This window comes from Shewanella aegiceratis (genome assembly GCF_019457495.1).
Lineage (GTDB): Bacteria > Pseudomonadota > Gammaproteobacteria > Enterobacterales > Shewanellaceae > Shewanella > Shewanella loihica.
Genome location: NZ_CP080416.1, coordinates 1,910,139 through 1,936,998 on the forward strand (window position 1 = coordinate 1,910,139; position 26,860 = coordinate 1,936,998).

General features: G+C 51.7%; 24 protein-coding genes. 19 read left to right on the plus strand and 5 right to left on the minus strand.

The window, feature by feature from the left end:
• Positions 1 to 105: 105 nt before the first annotated feature.
• Positions 106 to 2,238, minus strand: a complete 2,133-nt coding sequence (locus tag K0H80_RS08590; protein ID WP_220073706.1) for a TonB-dependent receptor — start codon at positions 2,236 to 2,238, stop codon at positions 106 to 108.
• A gap of 405 nt (positions 2,239 to 2,643) precedes the next feature.
• Positions 2,644 to 3,465 (minus strand): DUF2797 domain-containing protein, encoded by an 822-nt coding sequence (locus K0H80_RS08595; RefSeq protein WP_220073707.1) that lies wholly within the window; start codon positions 3,463 to 3,465, stop codon positions 2,644 to 2,646.
• Between the two features lie 575 nt (positions 3,466 to 4,040).
• On the opposite strand from K0H80_RS08595, the gene K0H80_RS08600 reads away from it, so the two are divergent.
• From K0H80_RS08600 to K0H80_RS08615, 3 genes are all read left to right on the plus strand, one after another.
• On the plus strand, positions 4,041 to 4,829 hold the full coding sequence (locus tag K0H80_RS08600) for a hypothetical protein (RefSeq protein ID WP_220073708.1): 789 nt from the start codon (positions 4,041 to 4,043) through the stop codon (positions 4,827 to 4,829).
• 47 nt (positions 4,830 to 4,876) lie between these two features.
• Entirely contained in the window at positions 4,877 to 6,631 is a 1,755-nt protein-coding gene (locus tag K0H80_RS08605; RefSeq protein ID WP_220073709.1) for an ATP-binding protein, read from the plus strand.
• Positions 6,632 to 7,348: 717 nt separating this feature from the next.
• A complete protein-coding gene (locus K0H80_RS08615; RefSeq protein WP_220073949.1) occupies positions 7,349 to 8,233 on the plus strand; it encodes a DMT family transporter in 885 nt (294 codons plus the stop codon).
• Positions 8,234 to 8,286: 53 nt separating this feature from the next.
• Here the strand turns inward: K0H80_RS08615 and K0H80_RS08620 are convergent, their stop codons facing one another.
• A complete protein-coding gene (locus K0H80_RS08620) occupies positions 8,287 to 8,784 on the minus strand; it encodes a glycine cleavage system transcriptional repressor (RefSeq protein ID WP_011865496.1) in 498 nt (165 codons plus the stop codon).
• Positions 8,785 to 9,063: 279 nt separating this feature from the next.
• On the opposite strand from K0H80_RS08620, the gene K0H80_RS08625 reads away from it, so the two are divergent.
• The 4 genes from K0H80_RS08625 (at position 9,064) to phoU (ending at position 14,681) form a co-directional block, all read left to right on the plus strand.
• Positions 9,064 to 11,322, plus strand: a complete 2,259-nt coding sequence (locus K0H80_RS08625) for an ABC transporter permease subunit (RefSeq protein ID WP_220073710.1) — start codon at positions 9,064 to 9,066, stop codon at positions 11,320 to 11,322.
• Between the two features lie 60 nt (positions 11,323 to 11,382).
• Positions 11,383 to 13,035, plus strand: a complete 1,653-nt coding sequence (gene pstA, locus K0H80_RS08630) for a phosphate ABC transporter permease PstA (RefSeq protein ID WP_220044982.1) — start codon at positions 11,383 to 11,385, stop codon at positions 13,033 to 13,035.
• 77 nt (positions 13,036 to 13,112) lie between these two features.
• A complete protein-coding gene (gene pstB / locus K0H80_RS08635) occupies positions 13,113 to 13,931 on the plus strand; it encodes a phosphate ABC transporter ATP-binding protein PstB (RefSeq protein WP_220073711.1) in 819 nt (272 codons plus the stop codon).
• A 48-nt stretch (positions 13,932 to 13,979) separates the two neighbouring features.
• Entirely contained in the window at positions 13,980 to 14,681 is a 702-nt protein-coding gene (phoU, locus tag K0H80_RS08640; protein ID WP_011865500.1) for a phosphate signaling complex protein PhoU, read from the plus strand.
• A gap of 92 nt (positions 14,682 to 14,773) precedes the next feature.
• Here phoU and K0H80_RS08645 read toward each other — a convergent pair whose 3' ends face one another.
• Entirely contained in the window at positions 14,774 to 15,088 is a 315-nt protein-coding gene (locus K0H80_RS08645; RefSeq protein WP_220073712.1) for a phage terminase large subunit family protein, read from the minus strand.
• A gap of 481 nt (positions 15,089 to 15,569) precedes the next feature.
• Between K0H80_RS08645 and K0H80_RS08650 the strand changes: the two genes are divergently transcribed.
• The 7 genes from K0H80_RS08650 to K0H80_RS08680 all read left to right on the plus strand — a co-directional run bounded on the left by K0H80_RS08650 (position 15,570) and on the right by K0H80_RS08680 (position 19,756).
• On the plus strand, positions 15,570 to 16,022 hold the full coding sequence (locus K0H80_RS08650) for a hypothetical protein (protein WP_220073713.1): 453 nt from the start codon (positions 15,570 to 15,572) through the stop codon (positions 16,020 to 16,022).
• A 12-nt stretch (positions 16,023 to 16,034) separates the two neighbouring features.
• Positions 16,035 to 16,400: a hypothetical protein gene (locus tag K0H80_RS08655; protein WP_011865504.1), complete on the plus strand. Its 366-nt coding sequence runs from the start codon at positions 16,035 to 16,037 to the stop codon at positions 16,398 to 16,400.
• Positions 16,401 to 16,476: 76 nt separating this feature from the next.
• Positions 16,477 to 16,869, plus strand: a complete 393-nt coding sequence (locus tag K0H80_RS08660) for a GFA family protein (protein WP_220073714.1) — start codon at positions 16,477 to 16,479, stop codon at positions 16,867 to 16,869.
• A 109-nt stretch (positions 16,870 to 16,978) separates the two neighbouring features.
• A complete protein-coding gene (locus K0H80_RS08665) occupies positions 16,979 to 17,929 on the plus strand; it encodes a hypothetical protein (RefSeq protein WP_220073715.1) in 951 nt (316 codons plus the stop codon).
• Between the two features lie 110 nt (positions 17,930 to 18,039).
• Entirely contained in the window at positions 18,040 to 18,660 is a 621-nt protein-coding gene (locus K0H80_RS08670) for a hypothetical protein (RefSeq protein WP_220073716.1), read from the plus strand.
• 81 nt (positions 18,661 to 18,741) lie between these two features.
• Entirely contained in the window at positions 18,742 to 19,260 is a 519-nt protein-coding gene (locus tag K0H80_RS08675; RefSeq protein WP_220073717.1) for a GrpB family protein, read from the plus strand.
• Between the two features lie 130 nt (positions 19,261 to 19,390).
• Complete coding sequence (locus tag K0H80_RS08680; RefSeq protein WP_011865508.1) at positions 19,391 to 19,756, plus strand: YajD family HNH nuclease; 366 nt, start codon at positions 19,391 to 19,393, stop codon at positions 19,754 to 19,756.
• Between the two features lie 10 nt (positions 19,757 to 19,766).
• Here the strand turns inward: K0H80_RS08680 and K0H80_RS08685 are convergent, their stop codons facing one another.
• Entirely contained in the window at positions 19,767 to 20,012 is a 246-nt protein-coding gene (locus tag K0H80_RS08685) for a DUF1289 domain-containing protein (protein WP_220044988.1), read from the minus strand.
• Between the two features lie 161 nt (positions 20,013 to 20,173).
• On the opposite strand from K0H80_RS08685, the gene K0H80_RS08690 reads away from it, so the two are divergent.
• The 5 genes from K0H80_RS08690 to oleC all read left to right on the plus strand — a co-directional run bounded on the left by K0H80_RS08690 (position 20,174) and on the right by oleC (position 26,854).
• Positions 20,174 to 21,331: a chemotaxis protein gene (locus tag K0H80_RS08690; protein WP_220073718.1), complete on the plus strand. Its 1,158-nt coding sequence runs from the start codon at positions 20,174 to 20,176 to the stop codon at positions 21,329 to 21,331.
• Between the two features lie 151 nt (positions 21,332 to 21,482).
• A complete protein-coding gene (locus K0H80_RS08695) occupies positions 21,483 to 22,784 on the plus strand; it encodes a methyltransferase (protein ID WP_220073719.1) in 1,302 nt (433 codons plus the stop codon).
• 310 nt (positions 22,785 to 23,094) lie between these two features.
• Positions 23,095 to 24,144 carry a 3-oxoacyl-ACP synthase III gene (locus K0H80_RS08700; protein WP_041511492.1) on the plus strand — a complete coding sequence of 350 codons (1,050 nt, stop codon included), beginning with the start codon at positions 23,095 to 23,097 and terminating at the stop codon, positions 24,142 to 24,144.
• A 90-nt stretch (positions 24,145 to 24,234) separates the two neighbouring features.
• Complete coding sequence (locus tag K0H80_RS08705; RefSeq protein ID WP_220073720.1) at positions 24,235 to 25,107, plus strand: alpha/beta fold hydrolase; 873 nt, start codon at positions 24,235 to 24,237, stop codon at positions 25,105 to 25,107.
• Between the two features lie 55 nt (positions 25,108 to 25,162).
• Complete coding sequence (oleC, locus tag K0H80_RS08710; RefSeq protein WP_220073721.1) at positions 25,163 to 26,854, plus strand: olefin beta-lactone synthetase; 1,692 nt, start codon at positions 25,163 to 25,165, stop codon at positions 26,852 to 26,854.
• The last annotated feature ends 6 nt before the right edge of the window (positions 26,855 to 26,860 follow it).

A 26,860-nucleotide genomic window follows, 5' to 3' on the forward strand; every position in this document is an offset into this window, starting at 1 on the left:
ATCATATGTTCACTAACACATTCTTGCTAACACATTCTTACTAACTCTCTAACGCAAGAGTCGGAAAAAGCGCCGCCGGGTAACTAGGCGGCGCTTTTGTACCGGTTAGAAACGTGTCTTCACGCCAAGGTTGATGGTGGTGCCAAGGCCCTTGGTGTTGTAGCCCGCATAGGTAAAGGCCTGTGAACGCGCCGAGTAGTAATCTTCATTCAACAGGTTCTCGACCCCTAGGCTGAACTGCCAGTTATCCAGTTGATAGCTGCTGCTGAGATTCACCAGGTTGTAGTGACTCACCGGCCCCTGGGCGCCCACATACTGGCCATCGACCGTCTCGAAGCGCTTACGATCGCCCACATACAGGTAGTTGATGGCGATGCTCGCATCGTCGATCGGCTGCCAGTTGATAGAGGCGGTAAACTTAGGCGCCGAGATCACCTGGCCATCCAGGTAGATATCTTTCTCCGTGTCCTTACCCTCGACCCAGCTGTAGCTCATGTCTGTGGCCAGATTATCCAGCCATTGGTAGGCCAGCTGCGCCTCATACCCCCAGATCTTCTGCGGCGCGCGCACCGGCATGTAAACCCCGGTCGCGGCATCATAGGCGTTGCTGGTGCCCAGCTCTGAGGTGCTGCGATACGCCGCCAGCTCATAGCTTAGCTTGTCATAGTGGCCCGAGAAGCCTACTTCATAGTTGTCGACGATCGACGCCTCTGTCTGGATCAGCGAGATATCATTCACCGTGGCGGTACGCAGCAGGCGGCCAAGATCTGAGATGTCCGCCCCCTGTGAGAAGCTGGCAAACGGGCTAAAGGCGTCATCTAGCTGATAGCGCAGGCCCAGGTTATAGGTGGTGGAGGTGAAGTTAAGCTCGCCGCCCTTAACGTCAAACGGCACAGAGCAGGTGTCGGCGCTGCGGCACACCTTGAGGGTCTTGTAATCGTCTATGGCGATATCGACTCTGTCGTGACGCACGCCGGCTTTGACTATCCAGTCATCATGAATGGTCAACTTGGTTTGCAGATAACCCGCCAGGTTGCTCATGTCCATCTCGGGTACCCAGATACGGCCATCGTTTAGCGGCTGCGAGCTGACATCGTTCAGCGCATCGATACCATAGATGAAGCTGGCCGACACATTGTCCCAGTCGGCGTAGCTGTTGAGGTTGACTCGCAGACCGCGCTTCTCTGAGCGGATCAGCGATTGGCCGCCATCATAGCCCTCGCTGGGGTTGGCCAGCGCGGCAGAGTAGAAGAACATGTTTTCGATCTTCTGGTAGTAGGCGTCCAAGGTGAGCTGGGTCTGGTTGAAGATCTCCTGATCTGTGTATTTCAGCATCAGGTTGTGGTTGCCTCGCGGCCCCTGAGGTACGCCCGGCTTAGGCTCGCTGCTCTTGATGGCGTAGGTTTTCTCGCCGCTGTTGACGCTGCCGGTAACATCCATGAGATCGGCGTTTTGCTGCGCCTCATAATAGTTGTAGGTCAGCTGCACCTGTTTCTCGCTGTCAAACTCATAGGCCAGCTTAGTGAACAGGTTTTGCGACTTGGTTTCCGACAGGCCGTAGATCAAGCCTATGATATCGCCCTCGGCGTCATATTCGAGCCCTGTCTCCTCCTCGGCGGCGCTGACCACATAGCTGAACTTATCCAGGGTGCCATCCACGCTGGCGTGATAGCGGTAACCTGCGCTGTCTTCAAATTTGACCGCACTGAATTTACTGGAGGCGCCCAGCTCAACGCTGGCCTTGGCATCGCTGCTTGGGGTCTTGGTGATGTAGTTGATGATCCCGCCCGAGGCGCCGTTGCCATAGATGGAGGTTGCACCCTTGATCACCTCGATACGCTCAATCGCGCTGGGATCGATAGAGCGAATGCCCAGGCTACCGTTTCTCAGCGGGGTAGACTGAGGTACGCCATCGATCATCACCAGCGCCTTACGGCCACGCAGTGTTTGACCGGCATTACTCGAGGTGCCTGTGCTGGGCGCCATGCCCGGCACGCGAAACGCCAGCATGTTCTGCAGTTCAGAGGTGATCAACATATCCTGCGCCAGGGTCTTGTTGTCGATCAGGGTCACCGAGGAGGGCACTTCCTCTATGCTTTCGGCGCTGCGGCTACCGGTAACAATAATGCGTTCTATGCTGGCATCGGCGGCAACGGCCGTTTGACTCATCAGCCCAAGGCAGAAGAGGCTGGTGTAGAGGGCCAAAGGTGATCTCTTTAAAGGAAGGTGAGCGGGCATCAAATTATCCTAAGGTTAAGTACGAAAAATGGTTGAATAATAATTTGATGCGAATGATATAGATTATCATTTAAGTTTGCTCGGGATTTACATATGTTACATTTTTGTGTCTGCTAGCTTCGTGTTTGGAACCGCGTTTGGAATCGTGTTTGGCGTCGCGATTTGATTTGGCTGTTTGCTGTTGCTTTGGCGGCAGTGTTAGCTGTGGGGAAGGGGGACGGCAGTGCTGTAAGTGACATTGCTTTAAGCGGAGGGGCGGCGCTTTAACACCCTGAATTTGCATAAAGAGGCTACACCAGAGCTTATCGAAAAATTTACATTAGATTGGCGATGAAAATGCCTGCATACCTTAGATATGCAGGCGAGGGTATGCAGGCGCGGGCATCTGAGTCACGAAATCTCAGGTCACTCGGCCTCGAAGCTGACCTCGTAGGCGGTAAATTTACGCAGGTTAATCACCCCAGTGTCGAAGATCAGGTATTGCCCCTTGATCCCCAAGAGGGTGCCGCTCACTACCGGATCCTTGTCGAAGTTGTGAGAGGCTATCTTGGTGGGGAACTCGCTCACCGGATAGTCGATGGCCACTATCTCTTCATTCAACCGCTCGATGGCGTATTCACCATGGGCCATCGCGAGGCTGTGAATGTGCTGCTCAATCTGTGGCAGCAGTTCTTCGGCGTGTTGCTTGAGCGGCATAGGCTCGGCATTACCCTTCAGCATGGCGCGCCAGTTGGTCTTGTCGGCGATCATCTTGGCCAGCTCCACCTCGATAAGACCAGACAGCTGACGACTGGAGACCTTAAGGATAGGGAGCCCCTGGGTCGCGCCCTGATCTATCCAGCGGGTCGGCAGCTGTGTATGGCGGGTGATCCCCACCTTGAGTCCCGAGGTGTTGGAGAGATAGACATAATGGGGCACGAAACAGTTGGCCTCGCCCCATTCGGGTTCGCGGCAGGTCCCCTCGGCAAAATGGCAGGTCTCGGGTTTCATGATACACATATCGCAGCTCGCCAGCTTCTTCATGCAGACGAAGCAGTGGCCCTGGGAGTAGCTCTTCTTGGTCTTATTGCCGCAGTTGCAGCAGAAGATGTTGCCCGTATGAACGAGCTTCATCTTGCTGCCGATTAAAGGGTTAAGCTCGACTTCATTGTCGCCCACAAGCAGCTGATAATTGGCCAGGCCCTGCTCATCGAGCCTGGTGCGCATTTTTCTCAAAGTTCCTTGCATGACACTCTCAATTGCGTTGGAGTCATACGCTGCTGCGCTGACTCTTCGTGAATTTGTGACGAGTGTAACAGTTAACGGGGGGAAGATAAAAAGGGAGGGGCTTAACTGAATGCCCGTTAATCAAGGTTGTTGTCAGATGGAGTGACCGTGTGTGCAGATACGACTGTGACACGCTGAGCGTCTTCTGACCTAAATGGATGTTGGGGAGGCAATTGAAGGCCGTATCTTCATGGCAATCTATCGCCTGCCCGGCGGGGGAGGCGCAAGCACTCTTTTGGCACGCCGAGGTTCCGTCCCTGGAGGCTTCACGGCGGCGTCCATGCCGCCGAGAGCCAAAAGCGTGCTTACACCGGTATCTAAATGTCTCTTCGATTTGACCGTATTTAACTCGAAACGGATCAAAAATCTAACTTGGTTTTGCCCCATTGCGCGTTTTTCTAGATGGTATATTTAGCAAAATGCTGATAAGTTCATTGTATACAGATAGTTAACTGTGCGCGTTTTCACTGGTCCAGCGAGGTAAGCGCGCATGCGCACTAATAAAATGTTAGCCATCTCATGGAGAGACCAACCAAATGAAGTATATATTAACCATCATTGTCGCATTATTTGTGGTGGGGTGTTCGTACGAAGATTTGAAAGAATCGATAGTTCCAAAAGAAGAGTCATCTTTTGCCAAGGAATATTTAGATCAGCTTCGATTGAAAAATTATGAATATATAAAAGCTCAAATGCATCCAGAACTTCTTGCAAAGGTGACACTTGAAGAACTGGATAAATTATCCAGCTTTTTTCCTGAAGGTGAGCCTTTAAAAACTGAATTAATGGGTTCCAATGTTCGCACATTCAATGATGTTTGGTCAGCGAATTTTTCGTTTGAATCTAAATTCGAAGTAGATTGGTCAATATCAAGCGTTTCCATGACCAAGCAAGACGGAAAAATATTTGTGACTGGAATCAATGTTTACCGCACTAATGAATCGCAAAAAATATTAAATTCATTTGGTAACGCAGAATTAAGTGTATTTAAGTTTTTGATATTGGCTCTGACATTAGTCACTCCAATATTTATGATCGTGACTTGCGTTTTTGTTTATCGAACCCCCATAGAGAAAAAGTGGCGCTGGTACTTGTTATCGTTTGTTGGTATCGGTGCGGTTGCAATGAATTGGACTACTGGCGAAATAGCCACAAAAATAGCAACAATAAAACTCCTAGGTTTTGGTGCTAGTGCTGCAAGCGAATTCGCTCCGTTTATATTTACTTTTACAATACCTATAGGCGCAATAGCATTTTGGCTAAGACGCAAAAAAATGATTGAGCAAACGATGGCTAACAAGGCCAGTCAGCAGGACGCAGCATAGCTGCGCCTCTGCTGGCGGCGTTATGCTTATAAATTGGATTTGGATTTATGACAATTAATAAAATTACAATAGAAAATGTAAAAGGTTTTTCTTCTAAAGAGCTTGAACTGGATATTCTACCCAATAGACCGAGTCTGTTAGTCGCTCCAAATGGTTTTGGTAAAAGCTCTTTAGCTACTGCTTTTATGAGTATGAATGCAAATCGAATAATTTTGGACGATGAACATTGTTATCAAGGAGATACTGCGAACTTGCCGAGCGTGACTATTGAATTCACGGATTCAGACTCAAGTAGACACACTCTCCAGGCAACCAGTAGCAGCAATAATATAAGTAATCACTTTGATATATTTGTAATTAACAATAAGATAAAAGCTAAAGGTGTAGGTAGAAATTTTGGTGGTAGATCTGTTGTTAGTTCATCAATTGTTGTCGAACCGGTTACTCTGGTTGATACAATTCCCCAAAGAGAATTATTTAACTTTTCATTTTCGGAAATTCGTCGTAGTTTTGGAAATAATAATAAGATCCTTATTAACATATCCTCAATTTTAGGTAATAAGAAATTTATATCTAAAATAAGTTCTAACTATTCTTTATTGGATCGTTGTATCAGAGTCATTGATAATCGTCAGGTTGCTGCGATAAATGGTCATTTAAATAGTTTAAGCTCATCGATGAGTGCTGAAAATATGAGGCAATGGGCTAGTCAAAATATTTCTGCGCAAATTGAATCTGTAGAAAGTATCTGTGACCTAATCAATTGCATCCGAGAGTCTAACTTAGGTTATACCGATCTAATTACTTGTTATCTTATTGCATATCAGTTGATAACCCTATACGGTAATGATAAGCAGCAATTTAAGAAAGCTTGTAAATATAATGAATACTTATTAAAAAAACAACATTATTCAGAAATGCTGTCTATTTTCAACTCAAGTTGGCAAGGAGTGGCGCCAAGAGAAAGATCTGGAAAACTAATAGTTGAGTTCCCTAAGTCACATTTTATTTCTAATGGACAAAGAGATGTAATTACATTCATTACATATCTATGCAAGGCTCAAGATAAACTTAAGAAAAATAATAGCATATTAATAATAGATGAAGTTTTTGACTATTTGGATGATGCTAACCTTGTTTCTGTTCAATATTATATCACTAAACTTATTGAATATTACAAGTCGGATGGAAAGAGAATTTACCCATTAATTCTTACGCATTTAAATCCACTATACTTTAAAAATTTTGCATTTAGCAAACAGCGCGTCTACTTCTTAGATAAGAAAGACATTCAGCCTAATAATGGTATGGTTAACTTATTGAGAAAAAGAAATGAAGAAAGTATAAAGAATGATGTCTCCAAGTTTTTACTTCATTATCACCCAGAACAAATAAATAAAAGAGGTGAGTTTTTGGCTCTTCAATTGCCGGAATTGTGGGGTGAGAGCGACCATTTTGATAACTTTGTAAATGAAGAAGCACGTAAGTATATTGATGGAAATGGTGATTTTGACCCGTTTTCAGTGTGTTGTTTTACAAGGAAAATGGTTGAAAAGCATGTATTTCTGCAAATCGAAACCTCTGAAGACAGAGAAACATTTATATCTACATTCAAGACAAAAGAAAAACTAAAGTTATGTGAATCTTTAGGTATTCATGTCCCTGAATATTTCTATCTATTAGGAGTTATATACAACGATGGTATGCATTGGAAAAACAATGTAGACAATGTATCGCCAATAGCTGCTAAGCTTGAGAATGTAACTATAAAAAATCTTATCTCTAATCTAAGTTCACTTTAGCCTTGGCTAATAAGCATAACAAACTGTTTAAGAGTGATTCGCAACGCGTGGCATTTTTACTATGCGTTGGTTTTAGTGGTTAAGGTGTTATGCGGCGGCATCGGTATTGCGTTGCTCACACCTTAACATGGCGTTACTAATACTTTTCTTAATCCTTCAGTTTACCTTTAGAGTGTTTGCGTTAGCGCACTTTTGTCCAAAAATGAGTTAGGTTGAGGGTGGTTCTTTACCATTAAGTTTTCATTCGATTCGGGTAAGCTGACGAGGCGTTTAATGCTGAACTATCTGAGGTAATGTCGATTTTGATACGTTACTGCCAGTCATGTGCTTAGTTTGGTTTCGAGACTTGATTGCTGTCGACGCAGATAAAAAAAAGCCGCGGCGGGCGCCGCGGCAATGACCTCATCCAGGGGCGTTTGCCCGGGACTTTCTTCTTACCTCAATCGATAGCCTTAGAAGCTATAACGTGCGCCGATGGCGTAACGGGCAGCGTTTTGCTGTGCTAGCAGCATCTGCTCCTCGTGCCATCTAGTTTGCAGACTGATGCGCTTTTTAATCGTGTTCTTTTGGTGAGCGTCTCTTTAGGCCCACTTTCCATTTTAGCGTCTTGACTGTTCTGTTTTTTATGTTGAACGAAGCGTTGTAAATGTATAGGCCGCTGGGCAGAATAACGGATTGCCTTTGGCGTAATGGAATGGGGGATGTGTGGCAAATTTGATGTTATTGGTGGCGGCAGCCATTTGGGGCCTTGGCTTTGTGGCGCAGCGCCTGGGGATGGATCATCTCGAGCCATTTGCCTTCAACGGTCTGCGCTTCGTGATAGGCGCGCTGAGTCTGCTGCCACTCATCTGGGTGATGCAACGTAAGGGCAGATTAAAAGGCGTTGCCGATAAAGATTTTTTACGCCGGGTCCTGATCGGCTCCCTCGCTTGTGGTGGCATCTTGTTTATCGCCGCCTCCTTCCAACAGGTGGGCTTACTGCACACCACGGCAGCTAATGCGGGTTTTATTACCGGGCTCTATATCGTGCTGGTGCCAGTGCTCGGCCTGCTGCTGAAACACAGCACTGGCACCAATACCTGGGTTGGCTGCGCCGTGGCGTCGGTGGGACTCTATTTCCTGAGTGTGGGCGATGATTTCAGCATCTCTTATGGCGATGGCTTACAGCTGATTGGCGCCATCTTTTGGGCCATGCATATCCTGGCGGTGGATCATTTCACCAATCGAGTGGCCCCAGTAGTGCTGGCCTGTGGTCAGTTTTTGGTGTGCGCCATGGCAAGCTTTGGGGTGTCGCTGGCGCTGGAAACCACCACAGTGGCGGGCGTTCAGGCGGCCTGGGCGGCGCTGGCCTATTCGGGGCTGGTCTCGGTAGGGGTGGCCTATACCCTGCAGGTGCTAGCGCAAAAGCACGCCCATCCGGCCCATGCGGCTATCATCTTGAGTCTGGAGACGGTATTTGCCGCCATAGGTGGCATGATGTTTCTGGGGGAGAGCCTCTCGGGCCGAGCGCTGTTTGGCTGTGGCCTGATGCTGCTGGGCATGCTAATAAGCCAGTTGCCGCTGCGCTATCTGGTGAAATCCAGGCATGAAAAAGCGGCATAATTGCCGCTTTTTTTCTTGCGCGATTCTTACACTAATAAACAATTACGCTCTGATTAATCGACGATATCCAATACCACGTCGTCACCTATGGTGTAGAGGGCCTGGGTGAGGCGCTGCTCGGCGGCCTCATCTTTCACACTCAGGCTGAAGTTGGCACGAAACAGGGCAACGCCCGTGTGGCTGGCGGTCTCATAATGGGTGGACAGTCGCTCGATGTTGGCGCCCAGCTCATTGATCTTGTTCGAGATGTCATGTACTAGGCCGGGTCTGTCGTAGGCCACCAGAGAGTAGCGACGTATGGTCTGCGGCGCCTGAGTCTTACGGGTTTTGGCGTAGGTGAGAGTGAGGCCTTCGATGCATTCCAGATTTTCCAGCAGTGTGTCCCAGTTGGCGGCGGGGACTTCCAGTAGCAAGATGGCGGCGAAGATGCCGTCGATGTGGCGCAGCTCAGAGTCGAGCCAGTTACCGCCGTGGCGGCTGACGCTGTGGGCTATCTGTTCGACCAATCCTGGTTTATCGGCGACTTGCAGGGTGACTAAATATCGTAACATTTCGCATAGGCTCCATCAGTTGGTTGAGTGCGGTATCGCCACGCACCCCGGACAGGGCGCGGTTGAATCAATTTCCGGCATTAACAATATGAAAAGCGGCTGAAAAAGTTTAACAAGCTCCTATAATGATGACATTTTCTGGCTGTAACATTAGTGTCATCTTTGCGTCATATAATCCCGACTGTCAGAAAAGGGCTTGCCTCGATTCACTATAGTTAACATAGCAGAAACGACAATCCCAGCGAAAACTCTACTGAACAAAAATTAACGAGGTTCTTAATGGAAACTCAGGTCATTCAACCTGGTTCTACTGCAACAGATTTGTTGATGGGCAAGGGCTCCAGCAAGCGAGCATTTAAGGATAAGCTCACCCAGATAGGGGTGACTTTGGGCGGCACCATGGTCTTCGTGGCGCTCTTGCTGATCTTTTTCTACCTACTCTATGTTGTAAAGCCGATTTTCGATGGGGCAGATGTCACGCCAGTGATAAATGTCGAACTGCAAGACGCCAAATCGCCTGCACTTATGGTGGGCAGCGACGAGCAAAACGAGATCCTCTACCGCGTGTCGCAGGATGGCGGGGTCAGCTTCTATAGCGCCTTGAGTGCCAGTCTGGTCAAGCAGGAGCAGATAAATGTACCGCAGGACGCCGAGATCGTCAGCAGCGTCGCCGGTGTACCGAGCGAGCAGCGTTTTGCCTTCGGCCTCTCTAACGGTCAGGTGATCATAGGCGGCGTTAACTTCGCCGTGACCTATCCCAATAACAAGCGTCTGATCACCCCAAGCCTGCGTTATCCGCTGGGTGCGGAGCCATTGCAGGTGTCTGAGTCGGGCACGCCGCTTTATCAGCTGGCCTTCGCTTCGGCCTCTGACAAACTCAGCTTCGCCTACCATGATGCCAATGGTCGCTGGTTCCTGACCCGCCACAACGGCGAAGAGAACATGATGACCGAAGAGGTGGAGTGGGAAGCCACTACCAGTCAGATCCAGGAGGCGCCTGCTCAGGTCGATCAGCAGTTGATGACCCCAGATCAGCGCCAGCTGCTGCTGCGCTCTGGCAATCGCCTGTACGTTTACGATATCCGCTATGTGGATGAGGTAGCCCTGAGTCAGGTGATTGAGCTTGAACGCGCCAAGACCAAGGTGACAGACGTTGCCCTGCTGGCTGGCGCCAGCTCGCTGCTGGTCAGCTATGACAATGGCCAAATCTTCCAGTATTTCCAGGTTAATGGCGACAAGGGTCGTCAGTACCAGGAGATCCGCGACTTTAAGAACAAGGCGGGCGTCAAGCGCATCGCTGGTGAGTTCTACCGTAAGAGCTTCGCCACCGTGAGCGAGTCTGGCGAGCTGGACCTGCTCTATACCACGAGTCAGCGCAAACTCTTCACCGAAACCTTCGATCTGGCGCACGCCACCCAGATGGGCTTTAGCCCACGCGCCAACGCCCTGGTGGTCGAGGCAGGTAACAAGCTGCACCTGTTTGCGGTGGAAAACAGCCACCCTGAGGTGTCTTGGAGCGCCATGTGGAGCAAGGTATGGTACGAAGGTTACCCTGAGCCGCAATATGTGTGGCAGTCGACCTCAGGGTCGGATGACTTCGAAGCCAAGCTCAGCCTGATGCCGCTGGCCTTCGGCACCATGAAGGCTGCGCTGTACGCCATGTTATTCGCGACACCGCTGGCGATTGCCGGCGCCGTCTATACCGCCTATTTCATGTCGCCAAAAGTGCGCGCCGTGGTGAAGCCGACCATCGAGATCATGGAAGCCTTGCCGACGGTTATTCTAGGCTTCCTGGCCGGTCTCTGGCTGGCGCCTCTGATTGAGGATCACCTGCCGGGGATCATCATGCTGCTGGTGCTATTGCCTATCAGTATTTTGTTGACGGCGCTGGGCTGGTACAAGTTGCCGGGTCGCTGGAAGCAGCGTCTGCCTGAGACATACCAAGAGCTGATGCTGGTCCCTGTTATCTGTTTCGTGGGCTGGTTTGCCTTCTATATCAGTCCGAGTATCGAAGTGGCCTTCTTCGGCGGCGATACCCGTCTGTTTATTACCAATGAGCTGGGGATCACCTTCGACCAACGTAACGCGCTGGTAGTGGGCATCGCCATGGGCTTTGCGGTTATTCCGACCATCTTCTCTATCGCCGAAGACGCCGTGTTTTCAGTACCGCGTCACCTGTCCAACGGCAGCCTGGCGTTGGGCGCAACTAACTGGCAGACGCTAACCCGCGTGGTACTGCTTACCGCGAGCCCGGGGATCTTCTCGGCGGTCATGATGGGCCTCGGCCGCGCCGTGGGTGAGACCATGATCGTGCTTATGGCTACCGGTAACACCGCCATCATGGAGTGGAGCGTGTTCGAGGGGATGCGTACCCTGGCGGCCAACATCGCCGTGGAGATGCCTGAATCGGCTATCGGCAGCTCGCACTACCGCGTGCTGTTCCTGGCGGCCTTCGTACTGTTTATCTTCACCTTCCTGTTTAACACCATCGCCGAGGTGGTGAGACAGCGTCTGCGTGAACGCTACAGTTCACTCTAAGGGAGGCTGGCATGTTATCGATTTTTAATTTTTCGCCTGTGACGTTAAGAGGCCAATGTAATGGGTAAGTGGTTTAAGTCGGGTTCCCCCTGGATCTGGATGACAGGTGGCGCCGTGAGTATCAGTTTGATCGCCGTGTTGGGCTTGTTGCTGTTGATCGCCTGGCGAGGATTGAGCTACTTCTGGCCGGCAGATATCTACCAGTGGGAAGTGGTGGATCAGCATGGCAAGCGCTCAACCATTATCGGTGAGATCTACGATAAGGAAGAGGTGCCAACCGAGCGCCTGATCTCTGCCGGACACAAGTTTAGCGAAGACCCAGGTGAGCTGGTAACCCGCTACCTTATTAAGACGGGTAACCGTGAGTTTGTTGGCCTAGATTTTCGCTGGGTGCTGGAGACTGACATACTGTCACGCACCATGCCAACCGATCTGGCAAAGCTTGAGCGTAGCAAGAACGGTGACTTCTTCGGCTATCCTATCGCCATCATTGAAGATGGTAAGCGCCTGGCGCTAGATGATGTGGAAGCCTCATTTGAAGAGCATATCGAGCGCGCTGTCGCCCTGAGCGACAAGGCCACCACGCTGCAAAAGCGTGAGATTGGCGCGGTTAACTATGCACTTGAAAATCTACGTCTGAAAGAGCGTCGCTATGAGCTGGACAACGCCCTGACCGACAGCCGCAAGGCAGAGCTGGCGGCGGAGCGTGACAAGCTGCAAGCCGAGTACAAGGTACTCGAAAAATCCTTCTTCGATCTACGTGAAGAGGCGGGCCGCGATGCGGTGATCGTCCGTGACATGCGCGGCGAAGAGGTGACCCTTAAACTCGATAGCATCTTAGGTGTTACTTACTCTAACCGCCTTGGCATCATGGGTAAGATTGGCCACTGGTTTAGCGGCGTGGGTAACTTCGTCAGCGCCGATCCACGTGAAGCCAACACTGAGGGTGGTGTGTTCCCGGCAATCTTCGGTACCGTCTTCATGGTGCTGCTGATGGCGGTGATTGTGACCCCATTTGGTGTAGTTGCGGCTATCTATCTGCATGAATATGCGAAGAAAGGACCAATTACTAAGATGATCCGCATCGCGGTGATCAACCTGGCGGGTGTACCGTCAATCGTGTACGGCGTATTTGGCCTTGGCTTCTTCGTCTATATGCTGGGTGGCTCAATCGACCAACTCTTCTTCCCAGAAGCATTGCCGGCACCGACCTTTGGTTCGCCCGGGGTGATCTGGTCGGCACTGACCCTGGCGATTCTAACCCTGCCTGTGGTGATCGTTTCGACCGAAGAGGGTCTGAGCCGTATTCCTAGCTCTGTCCGTCAAGGCAGCCTGGCATTGGGCGCGACCAAGGCAGAGACCCTGTGGCGCATCATCATCCCTATGGCGAGCCCGGCGATCATGACAGGTCTTATCCTGGCGGTTGCCCGCGCGGCCGGTGAGGTAGCGCCGCTGATGCTGGTGGGTGTGGTGAAGCTGGCACCGACCCTGCCGATCGATATGAACTTCCCCTTCGTGCACCTTGAGCGTAAGTTCATGCACCTAGGTTTCCATATTTATGATGTGGGCTTCCAGAGCCCCAACGTTGAGGCGGCGCGTCCCTTGGTTTACGCGACCTCCTTCCTGTTAGTGTCTGTGATCGTGAGTCTTAACCTGACCGCCATCGCCGTGCGTAACCACCTGCGTGAGAAGTATCGCTCGCTGGAACACTAAGCTAAAACCCGAATTAATCGCGCCTGGGCTAGGCTAGGGCGCGAATAACCTTTATCCTGAAGTGATTAGGAACAGATATGATTTCGATAGATCAGTCGGTAATGAAAACAGAGACTTTAGACTTAAATAATTTAAGCAGCGAGCAGACCGCACTTGAGATCCGTAACTTAGATCTAAAATATGGCGACAAGCAGGCCCTGTTTGACGTGTCGATGAAGATCCCTAAGAAGAAGGTGACCGCCTTCATCGGCCCTAGTGGTTGTGGTAAGTCAACCTTGTTGCGCTGCATCAACCGCATGAACGACCTGGTCGATAACTGTAATATCGACGGTGAGATCCTGCTGCACGGCCAAAACATCTACGACAAGAAGGTAGATGTGGCATCCTTGCGCCGCAACGTGGGTATGGTGTTCCAGCGTCCAAACCCTTTCCCTAAGTCTATCTATGAGAATGTGGTTTACGGCCTGCGCCTGCAGGGTATCAACAACCGTCGTCAACTGGATGAAGCCGCCGAGCGCTCGCTACGCGGCGCCGCGATTTGGGATGAGGTGAAAGATCGTCTGCATGACAACGCCTTCGGCCTGTCTGGTGGTCAGCAGCAGCGTCTGGTGATTGCCCGCGCCATCGCCATCGAACCCGAAGTCTTGCTGCTCGATGAGCCGACCTCGGCACTGGATCCTATCTCGACCCTGACCATCGAAGAGCTGATCACTGAGCTAAAGTCTAAGTATACCGTGGTGATCGTGACCCACAACATGCAACAGGCGGCGCGTGTGTCGGATCAAACCGCCTTCATGTACATGGGTGAGCTGGTGGAATATGCCGACACTAATACCATCTTCACCACGCCGAAGAAGAAAAAGACCGAAGATTACATCACAGGTCGTTACGGTTAATTGGGCCGCTGCCAACTGAATTGCAAGAATTGATAAGGTTGAATGTCAATGGAAAACATGAACTTAAATAAACATATCTCGGGTCAGTTCAATGCCGAGCTCGACGATATCCGTAACCGCGTATTGGCGATGGGTGGCCTGGTTGAGCGTCAACTGGAGCAGGCCCTGGACGCCCTGGGTAACCTGGATGCCGATCTGGCGCAGAAGGTGATTGACGGTGACCACAGCGTCAATGGTATGGAGGTCTCTATCGATGAAGAGTGTACCCGTATCATCGCCAAGCGTCAGCCTGCCGCCAGCGACTTGCGTCTGATCATCGCCATCTCTAAGACGATTGCCGACCTTGAACGTATCGGCGATGCCTGTGTGAAGATCGCCGCCGCGGCGCTGGATAAGCGTCTCAAGAACCAGCAGCCACTGCTGGTGAGCATAGAGCATATGGGCCGTCACGCGACCCGCACTCTGCATTCGACCCTGGACGCGCTGGCGCGTATGGACGCCGACGTGGCCATCGAGCTGCACAAGGAAGATAGCAAGCTAGATAGCGAATACGAGGGTATTATTCGTCAGCTGATGACCTATATGATGGAAGATCCTCGCTCTATCCCTGAAGTGCTAGATGTACTCTGGGCGGCGCGCGCCGTAGAGCGTGTGGGCGACAGATGCCAGAACATCTGCGAATACATCATCTACTATGTTAAGGGTAAGGACGTACGTCACACCTCTTATGAAGAGATGAAGCAGATCTAAGCTCAGCACTGAGTTTCAAGTTAAGAAAAAGCAGCCTAAGGGCTGCTTTTTTTGTGTCTGGTGATCACCTGTTTCTCTATCAACTAATTGAGTCAATTTTCACTCAAGCTTACACCGCAGTGGGGGCATTGGCTCATGGCGGCGATTGGAATGGCGCCATCTCTTTGGCGAGGGATCTTGTTGCATGCAGGGCAACGGCTCCAGTAATTGATACCAATAAGCCCCACGAGAAAACCGACAAGACCAGCTCCTAACACGACGAAGAACCAAGGCTCTGTTCTTAGTTCGGATATAAATGCTAATGACGCTATGGAGATGACAAATAGCAGCAATCCGGAATAACCATATTTACGCCTAAGTGTAAGTTGATGTTTATACTGCTGCTTCAGATCTCGCTGTTTGTTCATTGTGTCTCACTCTGGACGTTATCTATTCGCTCGGTTTCGCGATAATTGCAGGCTCTCATCTTATCGCAGCTTATCGCCGCTTATCGCATAGTATCGATTCTACTATCAATTTAACCGATTTTGTCTAAGCACGTTTGGTCGTTGTTCAATTGGGGGAGTGGTGTCGGTTATTCACCCTCGAATATCGCTTCACGGCTTATTCTTGCGGGGACTCATAAAAAGAATAAGGCAATGCCTCTAGATAAGACATTGCCTCGTAAATCTCTCAGCCACGAATGTGAAAGCACTATCTCGAAGCGCAACAGAGTCTCGATTTCGGTGGCCTTATTAGTGTCTTGCTTTAGCCTATTTAGTGTAAGTGATAGCGCCATTGTCGTAACTGCTTGATGCGCTTTCTTATTTGCGTTAGTGTCCTTAGGCAGAACGGATTTCGAACGAGAGAAAGGCGCCGATGAATAGAGCGAAAGGCGTTTAAGCGGTTATGGCATGGACCTGTCCTCAATGCGGCTGGAAAGATAAACCCAGTCAGCACAAATATTATGCGTCGAAAGGCTTGGCGAGGCCCTGCTGTGAAGTGTGCAATCCCTCATTTAAGCAGAGACTTCCAGGCCTAAGGCGAGACCTTATTATTGGCGCATTTTCAAATACCTATATGGGCTATGGCCCCTTGGCATCCTTGCCCTATATTCCCTTGGTGATGCTGTTGCCGGTCACCATTCTCTTTTGGGTTCACGGGACTGCGGCCATAGTGTTAAGCCTGCTGCTATTTATCACAGGATGGCTTAGCAATACTTATATCGCCACTAAGGTTGGGGAACTGATTCGCCATCGCCTGCAGCGAGGTAGGTCGATTTATGGCCTTGTGCTTGGCTATTACGCGCCTTTGTTGCTGGTGCTGGTAGCGGCGCTGATATTGGCACCATTTTTTATTTAACAGGGAGATGTTATGGATATATACGATATTTTTCAAAACTTCAGAATCAACGATTTAGCAAGGGAAGCGGGGCAGGCGAAGTCTCACGCCAGAGCCAATGAGGTAAGCTTGCAGGGCCTTCAAGATCAGATAGATCACCTTTCCATGGTGTGTCTCGCCATGTCTGAGTTACTGGAGGAGATAGGCTTTAACAAGGAGATGCTGGTTGCCAAGATCCAGGAGATCGATCTGCGCGATGGTAAGCTCGATGGAAAATTTACCCCGGCCATTCATTGCTCAGGTTGTGGTAGAAAACTGGCGCCGCGCCATGTCACCTGTCTCTATTGCGGCGCCAAGGTGAAGAGTGACTCAGTGGTGCAATCACAACATGGTCGTTAATTTTTTATTGAGAACAAACGTCTTGGAAGCATAGACAAGGCGCTAGCAACTTAAGCGCTAGCGAGGAGAGAACACGATGAAACGAGTCGGTAACACCGAGATTTTGCCTGTGCACAAGGCGAGCTGTCATTGCGGCGCGGTGGAGTTGGCCTTGAGTCTACCCAATGGCATACAGAAACCCAGGCGCTGTGATTGCTCTATCTGTCGCCGCAAGGGGGCTATCGTAATCTCGGTGACGCTAGACGGATTAAGCGTTGTTAAGGGGCAAGAGAAGCTTAAGCTGTACCAGTTTAATACCCGTACCGCGATGCATTATTTCTGCGGGATTTGCGGCATCTATACCCATCATCAGCGCCGCTCTAACCCGAATGAGTATGGTGTTAACCTGGGATGTCTCGAAGGCGTGAATCCTTATGATATCGGCGAGGTGGTTACTAGTGACGGGGTGAACCATCCTGCCGATAACTAGCCTGGCTTAGGCTTAGGCTTAGGCTGTTTGGCGGTTTGAGCGCTAATATGATCTACAAACAGCTTAGTTCCGACTGGGGATGGGATGATACACAAGGAGATAGCTTGTCGTGTTTGAGATGTTCGATAAGGGAATTGGCCGCAAGATTAGCGCCAGTGTCGCACTCTTGTTTGCCCTCGTATTAGCCTATAGCTTAACCAAGGGATACTATACGTACCTCAAGGATGTGGCCCTAACTAAGCCCTTGTTTATTTATACGAATCCCGTTTGGGGGCTCTGGCTTCTCTTGCTGCTTGGCGCGCGCCAAAGCGTGTGCATCTTGGTGACAATGCTTATCTTGTTCTCCTTGCCCCTGTTTGCCGCCACGGCCTTCTATCTCGGCTATAGGCCGCTAAGCACCTATTTGATCGGCGGCGAGGTGCCGAGCCTAGGTCAGCTAAGCGATTGGTTTCTGACCTTAGCCTACGGACCCTACGGGGCGCAGTTTGACTACTTTGCTATCGCCAATCGGCTGTCGAACTTTCCTTTCTACCGCGAATCTATGTTGTTGGTGATGTGCTCTATGGCCCTAGCCATGGCGGCGTTGATTCCCACCGCCCACACCAGCTTAATTGAGTACTTGGCGGCCAGACGCGACTTGGATGAAGAACCCATAAGCCCTTGGTCCATGTTACTGGCTTTGCTTGGGCAGCTAGTGTTGATCGCCCTGTTTTACAATATTGTCTACCCGCTGTTTTCCTTCGCCGGTAACTTGCCCACGGGGTTTAACTATCTGGCGGTCTGGACGCTCTTGCTTACACCGCTATTTGGGCTTAGCGTGGCGCGCTTTAATCGTCGATTGTCTGGTGAGCAAAAGCTAGGGGTCTGGTTGGTGCGTTACTTTGCCTTGGCCTTACTGGCTATCTTAGTGGGGTATATCTGTGTGAATATCGATGACTTACTGGCGATTTTTGCCCTCATCAGGCAGGGCGAAAGCATGCAGCTGCTCTCATTGCTGTTTTTGTTGAGCCCTCTATTTGCCCTTTACATGTTAACTAGCGTCAGAAAGGGGAAGGCGTAATGAAGAACCATCTGACTTTAACACTAGCTGCGCTCATCTTAGCGCTGCTGCAAGCCGGTTGTACGCAAGAGTCCTCAACTTTGGGTAATGAAGAGTCCTCAACGACTCGTATGAAAGAATCCTCAACAGTTTCTAAAGAAGAGTCTTTAACGGCTAACCAAGACGAATCAAGGCGTGGTAATGAACAGGCAAGGCCAATAACAGAAGGCTCGCTTATCGTCATCCCTGGGCTGCAATTTGGGGTTATTCAGAAGGGCGCGAGTCTGAATGAGATCCGCAGCAAATTGGGTGAGGCCAATATCACTGCAACCGAGATTGGTATGGGGGAAGGTGAGACTATAGCAGGTTTTGTGGCCTTTAAAGGTGAGTCTGAGCGCGAGTTTCGTTTTTTCTTCAATCAAGATGGCAGTATGACGGCGCAGATTAGCTCGCCCGAGAGTCGCTGGCGACTGCTTGGTGAGATCGCCATAGGCACTAGCCTGAGTCAAGTAGCGCAGGTCAATCAGGAGCCTTTTAGTCTGTATGGTTTCGAGTGGGACTATGGCGGTCAGGTGACTAACTGGCAACAGGGTAGGCTGGCTCAGTTTGAGCAGAGCCTCACCCTGACGCTCACGCCGCTTGAGTTTAACGAGGCTGCCATATCGCTCATGGGGGCTCGTGAGTTTAGCTCTAATGATCCTAAGATGATGGCCGCCGACCCGCGTGTCAGTGAGATCTGGGTGACGCTATGAGCCGCTTCTGTTTAAGCCTGTTGTTTGAGCCGGCTTTGTTTATACCAATGGTTTTGAATGCATAAGTCTGGAGTCGTTGAGATGAGTCGGATCATTGAGGTGCTCGATTACCAAGGCCTTTGGCCACGGGTCTTTGAAGCGGAGAAGGCTCTGCTGCAATCCGTGCTGGGCGATGGGGTCATCACTATCGAGCATATTGGCAGTACCTCGGTGCCGGGACTGGCGGCCAAACCCATTATCGATATCTTAGCCGAGGTAGAGCGTCTGGATGTGCTCGATGCCAAAAGTAGCGAGCTTGCCACGCTGGGTTACCGGGCGCGGGGCGAGCATGGCATTGCCGGTCGGCGTTATTTTCAAAAAGGGGCAGCCCAGCGCAGTCATCACCTGCATGTGTTTCAGTCGGGAAGCACTCAGCTGACTTGCCACCGCGCCTTTCGCGACTATTTGATAGCGCATCCAGATAAGGCGCGTGAATATGCCGAGTTAAAGCGTATCGCCGCGTTATCTTGCCACCATGACAGCGAGGCTTATAAGGCGGCAAAGGAGGAGTTTATACAAGAGACGCTGGCCTTGGCACTTTGCTGGTATGGCAAGGTCTAATCTCTATGCAAGCTATCGAAATGCAACACTTCTTAGTACGATTTGCGCCTTAGATTCCCTTTTGCGGCGACTATGGGTATATTGCCAGTAAATCGAGTCGCCCCATGGGGGCAAGAACAGAGACGAGCTTATGTCTACCCATCAAGGTCAAAGTAAATTAGATAAAGTGCTGGCAGAGGCCCGCGAATATAAGGCCAAGCGTGAGTCTGGCTATCGCGAAAAGGCGCTTAAACTTTATCCCTGGATCTGCGGACGTTGTACCCGCGAATTTACCCATTCCAATCTCAGGGAACTGACGGTCCATCATAGAGATCACAATCATGACAATAATCCGAGCGATGGCTCAAACTGGGAGCTGCTCTGTCTTTATTGCCATGACAACGAACATGCCAAGTATGAAGAGTTGATCCAGTACGGACCGACGAGTGAGACTCAGGTAGAAGCGGCGACCTATAATCCCTTCGCCGATCTTAAGAATATGATGAACAAGAAGTAAGTCTTAGGTTCTACTCATTATCGGCGTCTTGCGCTGCGAGACGCTGCTCCGCCTCTAGCCACTTCTGACGGCTGATGATCTGCTGGTTTTCACCGTTTCTTCCTTGCTGTTTACGCCTGTTCACATTGTCCCAAATCTCTGCCTGACGAGCCTCGTCTGCCTGGCCCCAACCGACAATCTCGTCAATGTGGCGAAAACAACCCATACAGATATCTTCTTCGTTTAAGCCGCAGCGGGCTACGCAGGGTGATTGCATCTTAACTGTTTATACTCAAGTTGTGATCTTGGCGGCATTCTAAAGTAGCTAAGGTGAGGGTTCAACCCGGGGCTGTGCTGGTGCGCCTTGGCTAATGGTGCTAGCATCTGGTTATTAGTCATTTAAATTCAAATGGTTGTGAATTTTAACGGGGTATTGTTATGGGGCTGAAATACAGATCTGTCCTCTTGGTGATCGGCATGTTGAGTTTGTCTGCCTGTTCGTTACTGGAAATTAAACTCGAGAGCGGCATAGAGCCGCTGCCGCAGGCACAGCTCAACATGCGTGTCTTTAGTCGCGACTTTAGCCATACCTTCTATGCCAAGGTGGAGCAGGGGGCGGATCAGATTGCACTAAACCAAGGCGATGATCTGGCGATCAAATCCAACGTCTTAATGTGGAAGATCAACAGCGAACAGGCGCTGCAGCGGGCGATCTTTCAGGCATCCCCTGTCGCGGCCATGGTGGATACCTGGACGCTGACGGCGCAGATGAGCGCGTTTTTCGAGAGCGGCGCCGGTCAGGCGCTGTTTGGTGAGCAGCAAAGAATCGCCATCGAGGTCAGCAAGGTGTTGCAGGCAGATTTTGAGCGCTCCATAAAAGGCTTCGTAAAGCCGAATGAGTTCGAGCAATATCAGGCCTTTATCTTAGATTATGTGGCGAAGAACCCCATTACCGATCTCAGCTTCGCCCGTCACTCGGCCTTTAACGACTGGCTGGCCTATCGCAATATCAGCGAATTTGAGGCCGTCACCACCTTTGGCACCGTCCCCGAGGTGATGAGCGATGTGTCAGACCGCATGGCGATGATCGCCGAGCAGACGCCTAAGATCCTGGGTTGGAAGGCGGAGCTGTATGCCCTGCATGCCAACATCAACCCTGAGACTGTGCAGCAGACACTGCAGAGCATCAGCGATACCTCGGCCAAGTTTCAGCAGTTGATGGCCCAGAGCCCAGAGATGATGCAGACCCTGGCGGTGGATCTACGCCGTGAACTGATGCCGCTGCTGGCGCAGCTGAGCGAGTCCACCGACGAAAAGCTGGCCAAGCTCTCCGTCGAGCGTGAGGCGCTGGAGCAGATGGTGAAGCAGGAGCGTCTGGCGCTGGAAGAGATGGTGAACCGTCAGCGCGTAGCGGCCGCGGCAGAACTCGATACCATCAGCCAACATGCTGTCGAGCGCGCCTTTAGCGAGCTGACCAAGACCCTCAAGAGCCTGATCCTCTATCTGGTGCTCTTCTTCGTGGTCTGCTTCTTCGCCCCCCTGGGACTCGGGGTCTGGCTGGGTAAACGCATGGCGCTTAAAAAGTTGCAGGTTTAAGATGCATGTCGCTATCGCGGTAGCCTAAGTCGTAACCTAAGTCGCAGCCTAAGTTGGTTGACAATTCACGACCGGCGGTCGATCATCGCCGGCGTTTGTTTTTAGCCTTATATTTTGTTGAAGAGTGCCGCAGAAAGTGTCGAGGAGCCAGATGTCCTATGCCAAGCAGTTTACTGCCTTAGATGATCTGCTAAGTAGCAGCCACGCGCTGTGGCAGGTTAAGGCCTTCGAGGCGGAGGCCTTACCCTGGCAGGATGAGTTTCCAAGACTCGCCGAGCTACTCTGGCAGCTTGATGATGAAGAACTCGATAGTCTGGATAGCGACAGCATAACGCTGCACGCGCGTCTCGCGCCCGCACTCGAGGCGGATCTCGCGGCTAGGGGCATAATCTGGCCCTTGTCTTTACTTAAAACCCTTGCCGCAGGGCTCGCGCATTCTGAGCCCACGCATTCTGATATAGCACCTGCAAGCTTAGCAGAGCATAGCGTCGATGAGGCCTGTGCTGGGCTGTCCGAGAGTGAACTTGGGCATTTCAGCGCCCACATCAAGGGGCGTAAGTGGCAGCAGATCCTCGCCTTTGCCGCGAGAGTTACCCCTGGTGATGATGAGATCTTAGAGTGGTGCGCCGGTAAGGGCCATCTGGGGCGTTTGTTGGCCAAGGGACAGTCACGCACTGTCGTGAGTCTCGAGTGGCAGCAGGGATTGTGTGAGGCAGGTTCGCAGTTTGCACATCAGTGGCAATTGCCCCAGCGTTTCGTCTGCGGCGATGCCCTGGCAGAATCAGCCCAGCAACTGCTTAAACGCGAGCAGCAGGCGGTCGCCCTCCATGCCTGCGGCGAGCTGCATCTCAGTTTGCTGCGCGGCGCCGCTAAGGCGAGAACCCGCTCCTTAGCGGTGGCGCCCTGTTGTTATCATCTGATAAGTGACAGTCACTACCAGCCGCTGTCGAGTCTCGCCCAGAAGAGCCCGCTGTTGCTCAGTAAACACGATCTGCAACTGCCCCTGCAACGCTCGGTTATCGCCAATGCTAAGGCGAGGGCGCTGCGTCTTAAAGAGGTGGCCTGGCGCCTGGGGTTCGACAGCCTGCAGCGGGATGTGACCGGCAGTTCACACTACTTGCCGATACCAGCGGTGAAGCAGAGCCAACTGAGCGGTAGCTTCAGGGAATTTTGTGCCTGGGCGGCTGAGCAGAAACGAGTCAAACTGCCCGAGCAGTGGGACGAAGCGCATTATTTAGATAAAGGGTTCGAGCGCCAGCGCCTGACACGGCGTATCGATCTGGCTGCGCACCTGTTTCGTGAGGCCTTAGAGTTCTGGCTGCTGCTCGATAGAGTCTGTTTCCTGCAGGAGCAGGGCTATGAGGTCAGCCTAGGTGCCTTTTGCGATCTTGAGGTGACGCCTAGAAACGGCTTGATCCTGGCTCGCCTGCCAAGCCATTTATTGCCAGAATAGAGTTTGCCAGATTAGCGACTGTCAGACTCACACCCGCAAGATTGGTGCTTGTCTGATGAGTACTGCCAGAGTCGCTTTTTTAGCCACTTAACGAACCAAGAATCGGCTGACGAGCTTTTCAGGCACTTAGCTCTGAGTTATGAAACCAGCGGGCGCTGTCATAAATTTGCCGATCGATGTCGAAAAAAGCCGCCCTATGGCGGTTTTTTATTGAATCATTCGCCGTTTCTTGCTCAAATGGCGGGTTAACACTGAAAGATAAAAATTGGCCGAATAAGTGCCGATATAATGAGCGAAACAGAACGGTTTCATGAAATATTCTCGCGTTTTTATAAATAGTCTGGCCTATGAGCTGGCACCTGAAGTGGTTTCGACTTCAGAGTTAGAGTCTCGATTAGCTCCCTTGTATCAGAAATTCAGGATCCCTATGGGGCAGCTCGCCGCATTGACAGGGATCCACGAGCGTCGCTGGTGGCCGAAAGGGCATAGATTGTCCGATGGCGCCCTGGCGGCGGCGCACAAGTCTATCGAGGAGACGGGGATAGATGTGGCCGATCTCGGCGCAGTGGTCTATACCGGCGTCTGCCGCGATCAGCACGAGCCGGCGACCGCCTGTCGTATCGCCGCCGAGCTTGGGGTGTCTAAGGACACCGCCATCTATGACATCAGCAACGCCTGCTTGGGTGTGCTGTCCGGCATTCTAGATATCGCTAACCGCATCGAGCTGGGTCAGATCAAGGCTGGTCTGGTGGTTTCCTGCGAGTCGGCGCGTCATATCGTGGATATCACCATAGATAACATGCTGGCCGAGCCCACCATGCAGAATTATGCCCAGTCGCTGGCGACCCTGACCGGTGGCTCTGGCGCCGTGGCTGTGCTGCTTACCGATGGCAGCCTGCCGCTCAAGAGTGAGCGTCAGCATCAGCTGCTCGGGGCGAGTCACCTTTCGGCGCCCGAACATCATAATCTCTGTCAATGGGGATTACAGGAAGCCGGCACCCAGCTATACCGCGAGTTTATGCGCACCGACGGTGTGGCTCTGCTGAAAGAAGGGGTCGAGCTGGCTCGCCATACCTGGGCGCATTTCCTCGAGCAGCGTAACTGGCTGGTGGAGCAGGTCGATAAGGTGATCTGTCATCAGGTGGGGGCATCAAACCGTAAGCAGGTGCTGAGCGCGCTCAATATCCCTCAGGAGAAAGAGTTCCCTACCTATCAGCTACTTGGCAACATGGGCACAGTCTCGCTGCCTGTGACTGCGGCCATGGCTCACGACCAGGGTTTCCTGCGCAAGGGCGATCAGGTCAGTTTCCTCGGCATAGGCAGCGGCCTCAACTGCATGATGCTCGGTCTCAAGTGGTAGAGCGTCCTTCATCTTCTTACTGACAGCACAGCATAGGGGCGACGCCGAGAGGCGGCGCCCACTTAACGCATAATCATAACAGGTACCCCCATGCTCGATTCGTTATTTCCTTTTAAACGCAATTACTTAGATCGTAATGGTCACAAGTTGCAATATGTGAATGAAGGCCAGGGTGAGCCCGTGGTCATGGTGCATGGCAACCCGAGCTGGTCTTTCTATTATCGCAATCTGGTGACGGCGTTGAGCCCGAATCATCAGTGCATTGTGCCGGATCATATCGGCTGCGGTTTGTCGGATAAGCCAGATGATGCCGGTTACGACTATACCCTGAAGAATCGTATCGACGATCTGGAGGCCTTGCTGGATCACCTCGAGGTGAAAGAGAAGATCACCCTGATCGTTCACGACTGGGGCGGCATGATAGGCATGGGCTATGCGGCCCGTCATCCCGAGCGGATCAAGAAAATCGTGGTGCTCAACACTGGTGCCTTTCATCTGCCAGAAGCTAAGCCGTTTCCTTGGGCGCTGTGGATCTGTCGTAACACCCTACTGGGAACAGTATTAGTGCGCGGTTTTAATGCCTTCTCCTCTATCGCTTCTTATGTTGGCGTTAAGCGCGCGCCTATGCCAAAGGCGATACGCGAGGCCTATGTGGCGCCCTTTAACTCTTGGGCGAATCGTATCTCGACCCTGCGCTTCGTGCAGGATATCCCGCTCAAGCCCGGCGATCGCAACTATGAACTGGTAAGCGAGATCAGCGAGAAACTGAGCCAGTTTAGCCAACTGCCTATGATGATCTGCTGGGGACTCAAAGACTTTGTGTTCGACAAACACTTCCTCGATGAGTGGAAGCGTCGATTCCCCGAGGCCGAGGTGCATGAGTTTGCCGACTGTGGTCACTATATCCTGGAAGATGCCAGCGATGAGGTGGTAGCCCAGGTGCAGCAATTTATGGCGCGCTAACTCACGTACTAACGTAAAAACGGTTACGCATTAACGTAAAAAAGGGATAAGGCGGATGTCAGAGACGATTCAAGTCGGCGCCAATTTGTGTCGTCATCTCAACCGGGCGGCCAAAGAGGCCCCTAATGAGCTGGCGGTGGCGGTGCAAAAGGCCCGTGGCGTCTTGAGTAAACAGCTTGAGTACCAAGAGCTGAATTTTGCAAAGCTCGATGCCATGAGCGACATCCTAGCCCACGGCCTGTATGCCTATGGCATCAAACGCGGCGCCAAGGCGGTGCTGATGGTGACGCCGAGCCTTGAGTTCTTCGCCTTAACCTTCGCCCTGTTCAAGGCTGGGATAGTCCCTATCTTGGTGGATCCAGGCATGGGGGTGAAAAACCTCAAGCAGTGTTTTCAAGAGGCCGAGCCCGATGCCTTTATCGGGATCCCCAAGGCCCACCTGGCCAGACGCCTGTTTGGCTGGGGTAAGTCAAGCCTGACTCACCTGGTGACAGTCGGCGGCAGTAAGCTGTGGGGCGGTGCGAGCCTGGAGCAGCTTAAGCAACTGGGGCAAGGCAAGGGGCAATTCTCTATGGCTCAGCTCGATTGTGACGAGATGTGCGCCATCTTGTTTACCAGTGGCAGCACGGGCACCCCTAAAGGCGTGGTCTATTCCCATCGCATGTTCGAGGCGCAGATCAGCGCCCTCAAGCACGACTATCAGATAGCGCCCGGTGAACGGGATCTCGCCACCTTCCCATTGTTTTCCCTGTTTGGCCCGGCGCTGGGCATGGCCTCGATCGTGCCTGATATGGACGCCAGCAAGCCGATCACCGCCAATCCAGATTATATCTTTGCGGCCATCGAGCGTTATGCTTGCACTAACATGTTCGTCAATCCGGCGCTTATCGAGCGCTTGGGGCAGGCGGGCACTTCACGGGATCAAAAGGTAAAACTTGGTAGCCTAAAACGGGTGATTTCGGCGGGCGCCCCGGCGACCATAGCGTCGATCAAGCGTTTCAGTGAGATGCTAACGAGTGATGCGCCCGTGCTTAACTCCTACGGGGCCACCGAGTCGCTGCCGCTGAGCATGATAACCAGTCACGAGCTGTTTGATACTACCGAAGTTACAGACAATGGCGGCGGCATCTGTGTCGGTAAGCCGATAGACGGCGTCAGCATGCATATCATAGAGATAGATGAGGCCGAGATCCCAACTTGGTCGGCAGATCTCTGCCTGCCAAGGGAGCGGATAGGCGAGATAGTGGTACAGGGCCCCATGGTGAGTGCCAGCTATTATCGGCGCGATAAGGCTACAGCCCAGGCAAAGATCTTCGATGACCAGGGCCAGCATTATCACCGCATGGGGGATCTGGGTTATCTCGATAATCAGGGACGCCTGTGGATGTGCGGTCGTAAAGCCCACAGGGTGGATTGTAGCGTCGATGGTCAGCCACGGCGTTATTTCTCTATCCCCTGCGAGCGTATCTACAACACTCACAGTGATATCAAGCGTTCCGCCTTGGTGGGCATAGAGGTGAAAGGGGAGATGCAGCCCTTAATTTGTCTAGAGCTGGAGCAGGGACTGAGCTGTAGCAACGCCGCCGCGCTTTATACAGAGCTGAGACTGCTGGGCGAGGCCCATAGCCAGACTCAGGGGATCACCCGCTTTCTAATCCATCCGGGCTTTCCCGTCGATATTCGCCATAACGCTAAGATCTTCAGAGAGAAGCTGGCGGTTTGGGCGCAGTCCACCTACAAGGAGTGATCGCCC

Coding starts and splice junctions, on each gene's coding strand:
- K0H80_RS08590 (WP_220073706.1), bottom strand. CDS start 2,238: ATGCCCGCTCACCTTCCTTTAAAGAGATCACCTTTGGCCCTCTACACC.
- K0H80_RS08595 (WP_220073707.1), bottom strand. CDS start 3,465: ATGCAAGGAACTTTGAGAAAAATGCGCACCAGGCTCGATGAGCAGGGC.
- K0H80_RS08600 (WP_220073708.1), top strand. CDS start 4,041: ATGAAGTATATATTAACCATCATTGTCGCATTATTTGTGGTGGGGTGT.
- K0H80_RS08605 (WP_220073709.1), top strand. CDS start 4,877: ATGACAATTAATAAAATTACAATAGAAAATGTAAAAGGTTTTTCTTCT.
- K0H80_RS08615 (WP_220073949.1), top strand. CDS start 7,349: ATGTTATTGGTGGCGGCAGCCATTTGGGGCCTTGGCTTTGTGGCGCAG.
- K0H80_RS08620 (WP_011865496.1), bottom strand. CDS start 8,784: ATGTTACGATATTTAGTCACCCTGCAAGTCGCCGATAAACCAGGATTG.
- K0H80_RS08625 (WP_220073710.1), top strand. CDS start 9,064: ATGGAAACTCAGGTCATTCAACCTGGTTCTACTGCAACAGATTTGTTG.
- pstA (WP_220044982.1), top strand. CDS start 11,383: ATGGGTAAGTGGTTTAAGTCGGGTTCCCCCTGGATCTGGATGACAGGT.
- pstB (WP_220073711.1), top strand. CDS start 13,113: ATGATTTCGATAGATCAGTCGGTAATGAAAACAGAGACTTTAGACTTA.
- phoU (WP_011865500.1), top strand. CDS start 13,980: ATGGAAAACATGAACTTAAATAAACATATCTCGGGTCAGTTCAATGCC.
- K0H80_RS08645 (WP_220073712.1), bottom strand. CDS start 15,088: ATGAACAAACAGCGAGATCTGAAGCAGCAGTATAAACATCAACTTACA.
- K0H80_RS08650 (WP_220073713.1), top strand. CDS start 15,570: ATGGCATGGACCTGTCCTCAATGCGGCTGGAAAGATAAACCCAGTCAG.
- K0H80_RS08655 (WP_011865504.1), top strand. CDS start 16,035: ATGGATATATACGATATTTTTCAAAACTTCAGAATCAACGATTTAGCA.
- K0H80_RS08660 (WP_220073714.1), top strand. CDS start 16,477: ATGAAACGAGTCGGTAACACCGAGATTTTGCCTGTGCACAAGGCGAGC.
- K0H80_RS08670 (WP_220073716.1), top strand. CDS start 18,040: ATGAAAGAATCCTCAACAGTTTCTAAAGAAGAGTCTTTAACGGCTAAC.
- K0H80_RS08675 (WP_220073717.1), top strand. CDS start 18,742: ATGAGTCGGATCATTGAGGTGCTCGATTACCAAGGCCTTTGGCCACGG.
- K0H80_RS08680 (WP_011865508.1), top strand. CDS start 19,391: ATGTCTACCCATCAAGGTCAAAGTAAATTAGATAAAGTGCTGGCAGAG.
- K0H80_RS08685 (WP_220044988.1), bottom strand. CDS start 20,012: ATGCAATCACCCTGCGTAGCCCGCTGCGGCTTAAACGAAGAAGATATC.
- K0H80_RS08690 (WP_220073718.1), top strand. CDS start 20,174: ATGGGGCTGAAATACAGATCTGTCCTCTTGGTGATCGGCATGTTGAGT.
- K0H80_RS08695 (WP_220073719.1), top strand. CDS start 21,483: ATGTCCTATGCCAAGCAGTTTACTGCCTTAGATGATCTGCTAAGTAGC.
- K0H80_RS08700 (WP_041511492.1), top strand. CDS start 23,095: ATGAAATATTCTCGCGTTTTTATAAATAGTCTGGCCTATGAGCTGGCA.
- K0H80_RS08705 (WP_220073720.1), top strand. CDS start 24,235: ATGCTCGATTCGTTATTTCCTTTTAAACGCAATTACTTAGATCGTAAT.
- oleC (WP_220073721.1), top strand. CDS start 25,163: ATGTCAGAGACGATTCAAGTCGGCGCCAATTTGTGTCGTCATCTCAAC.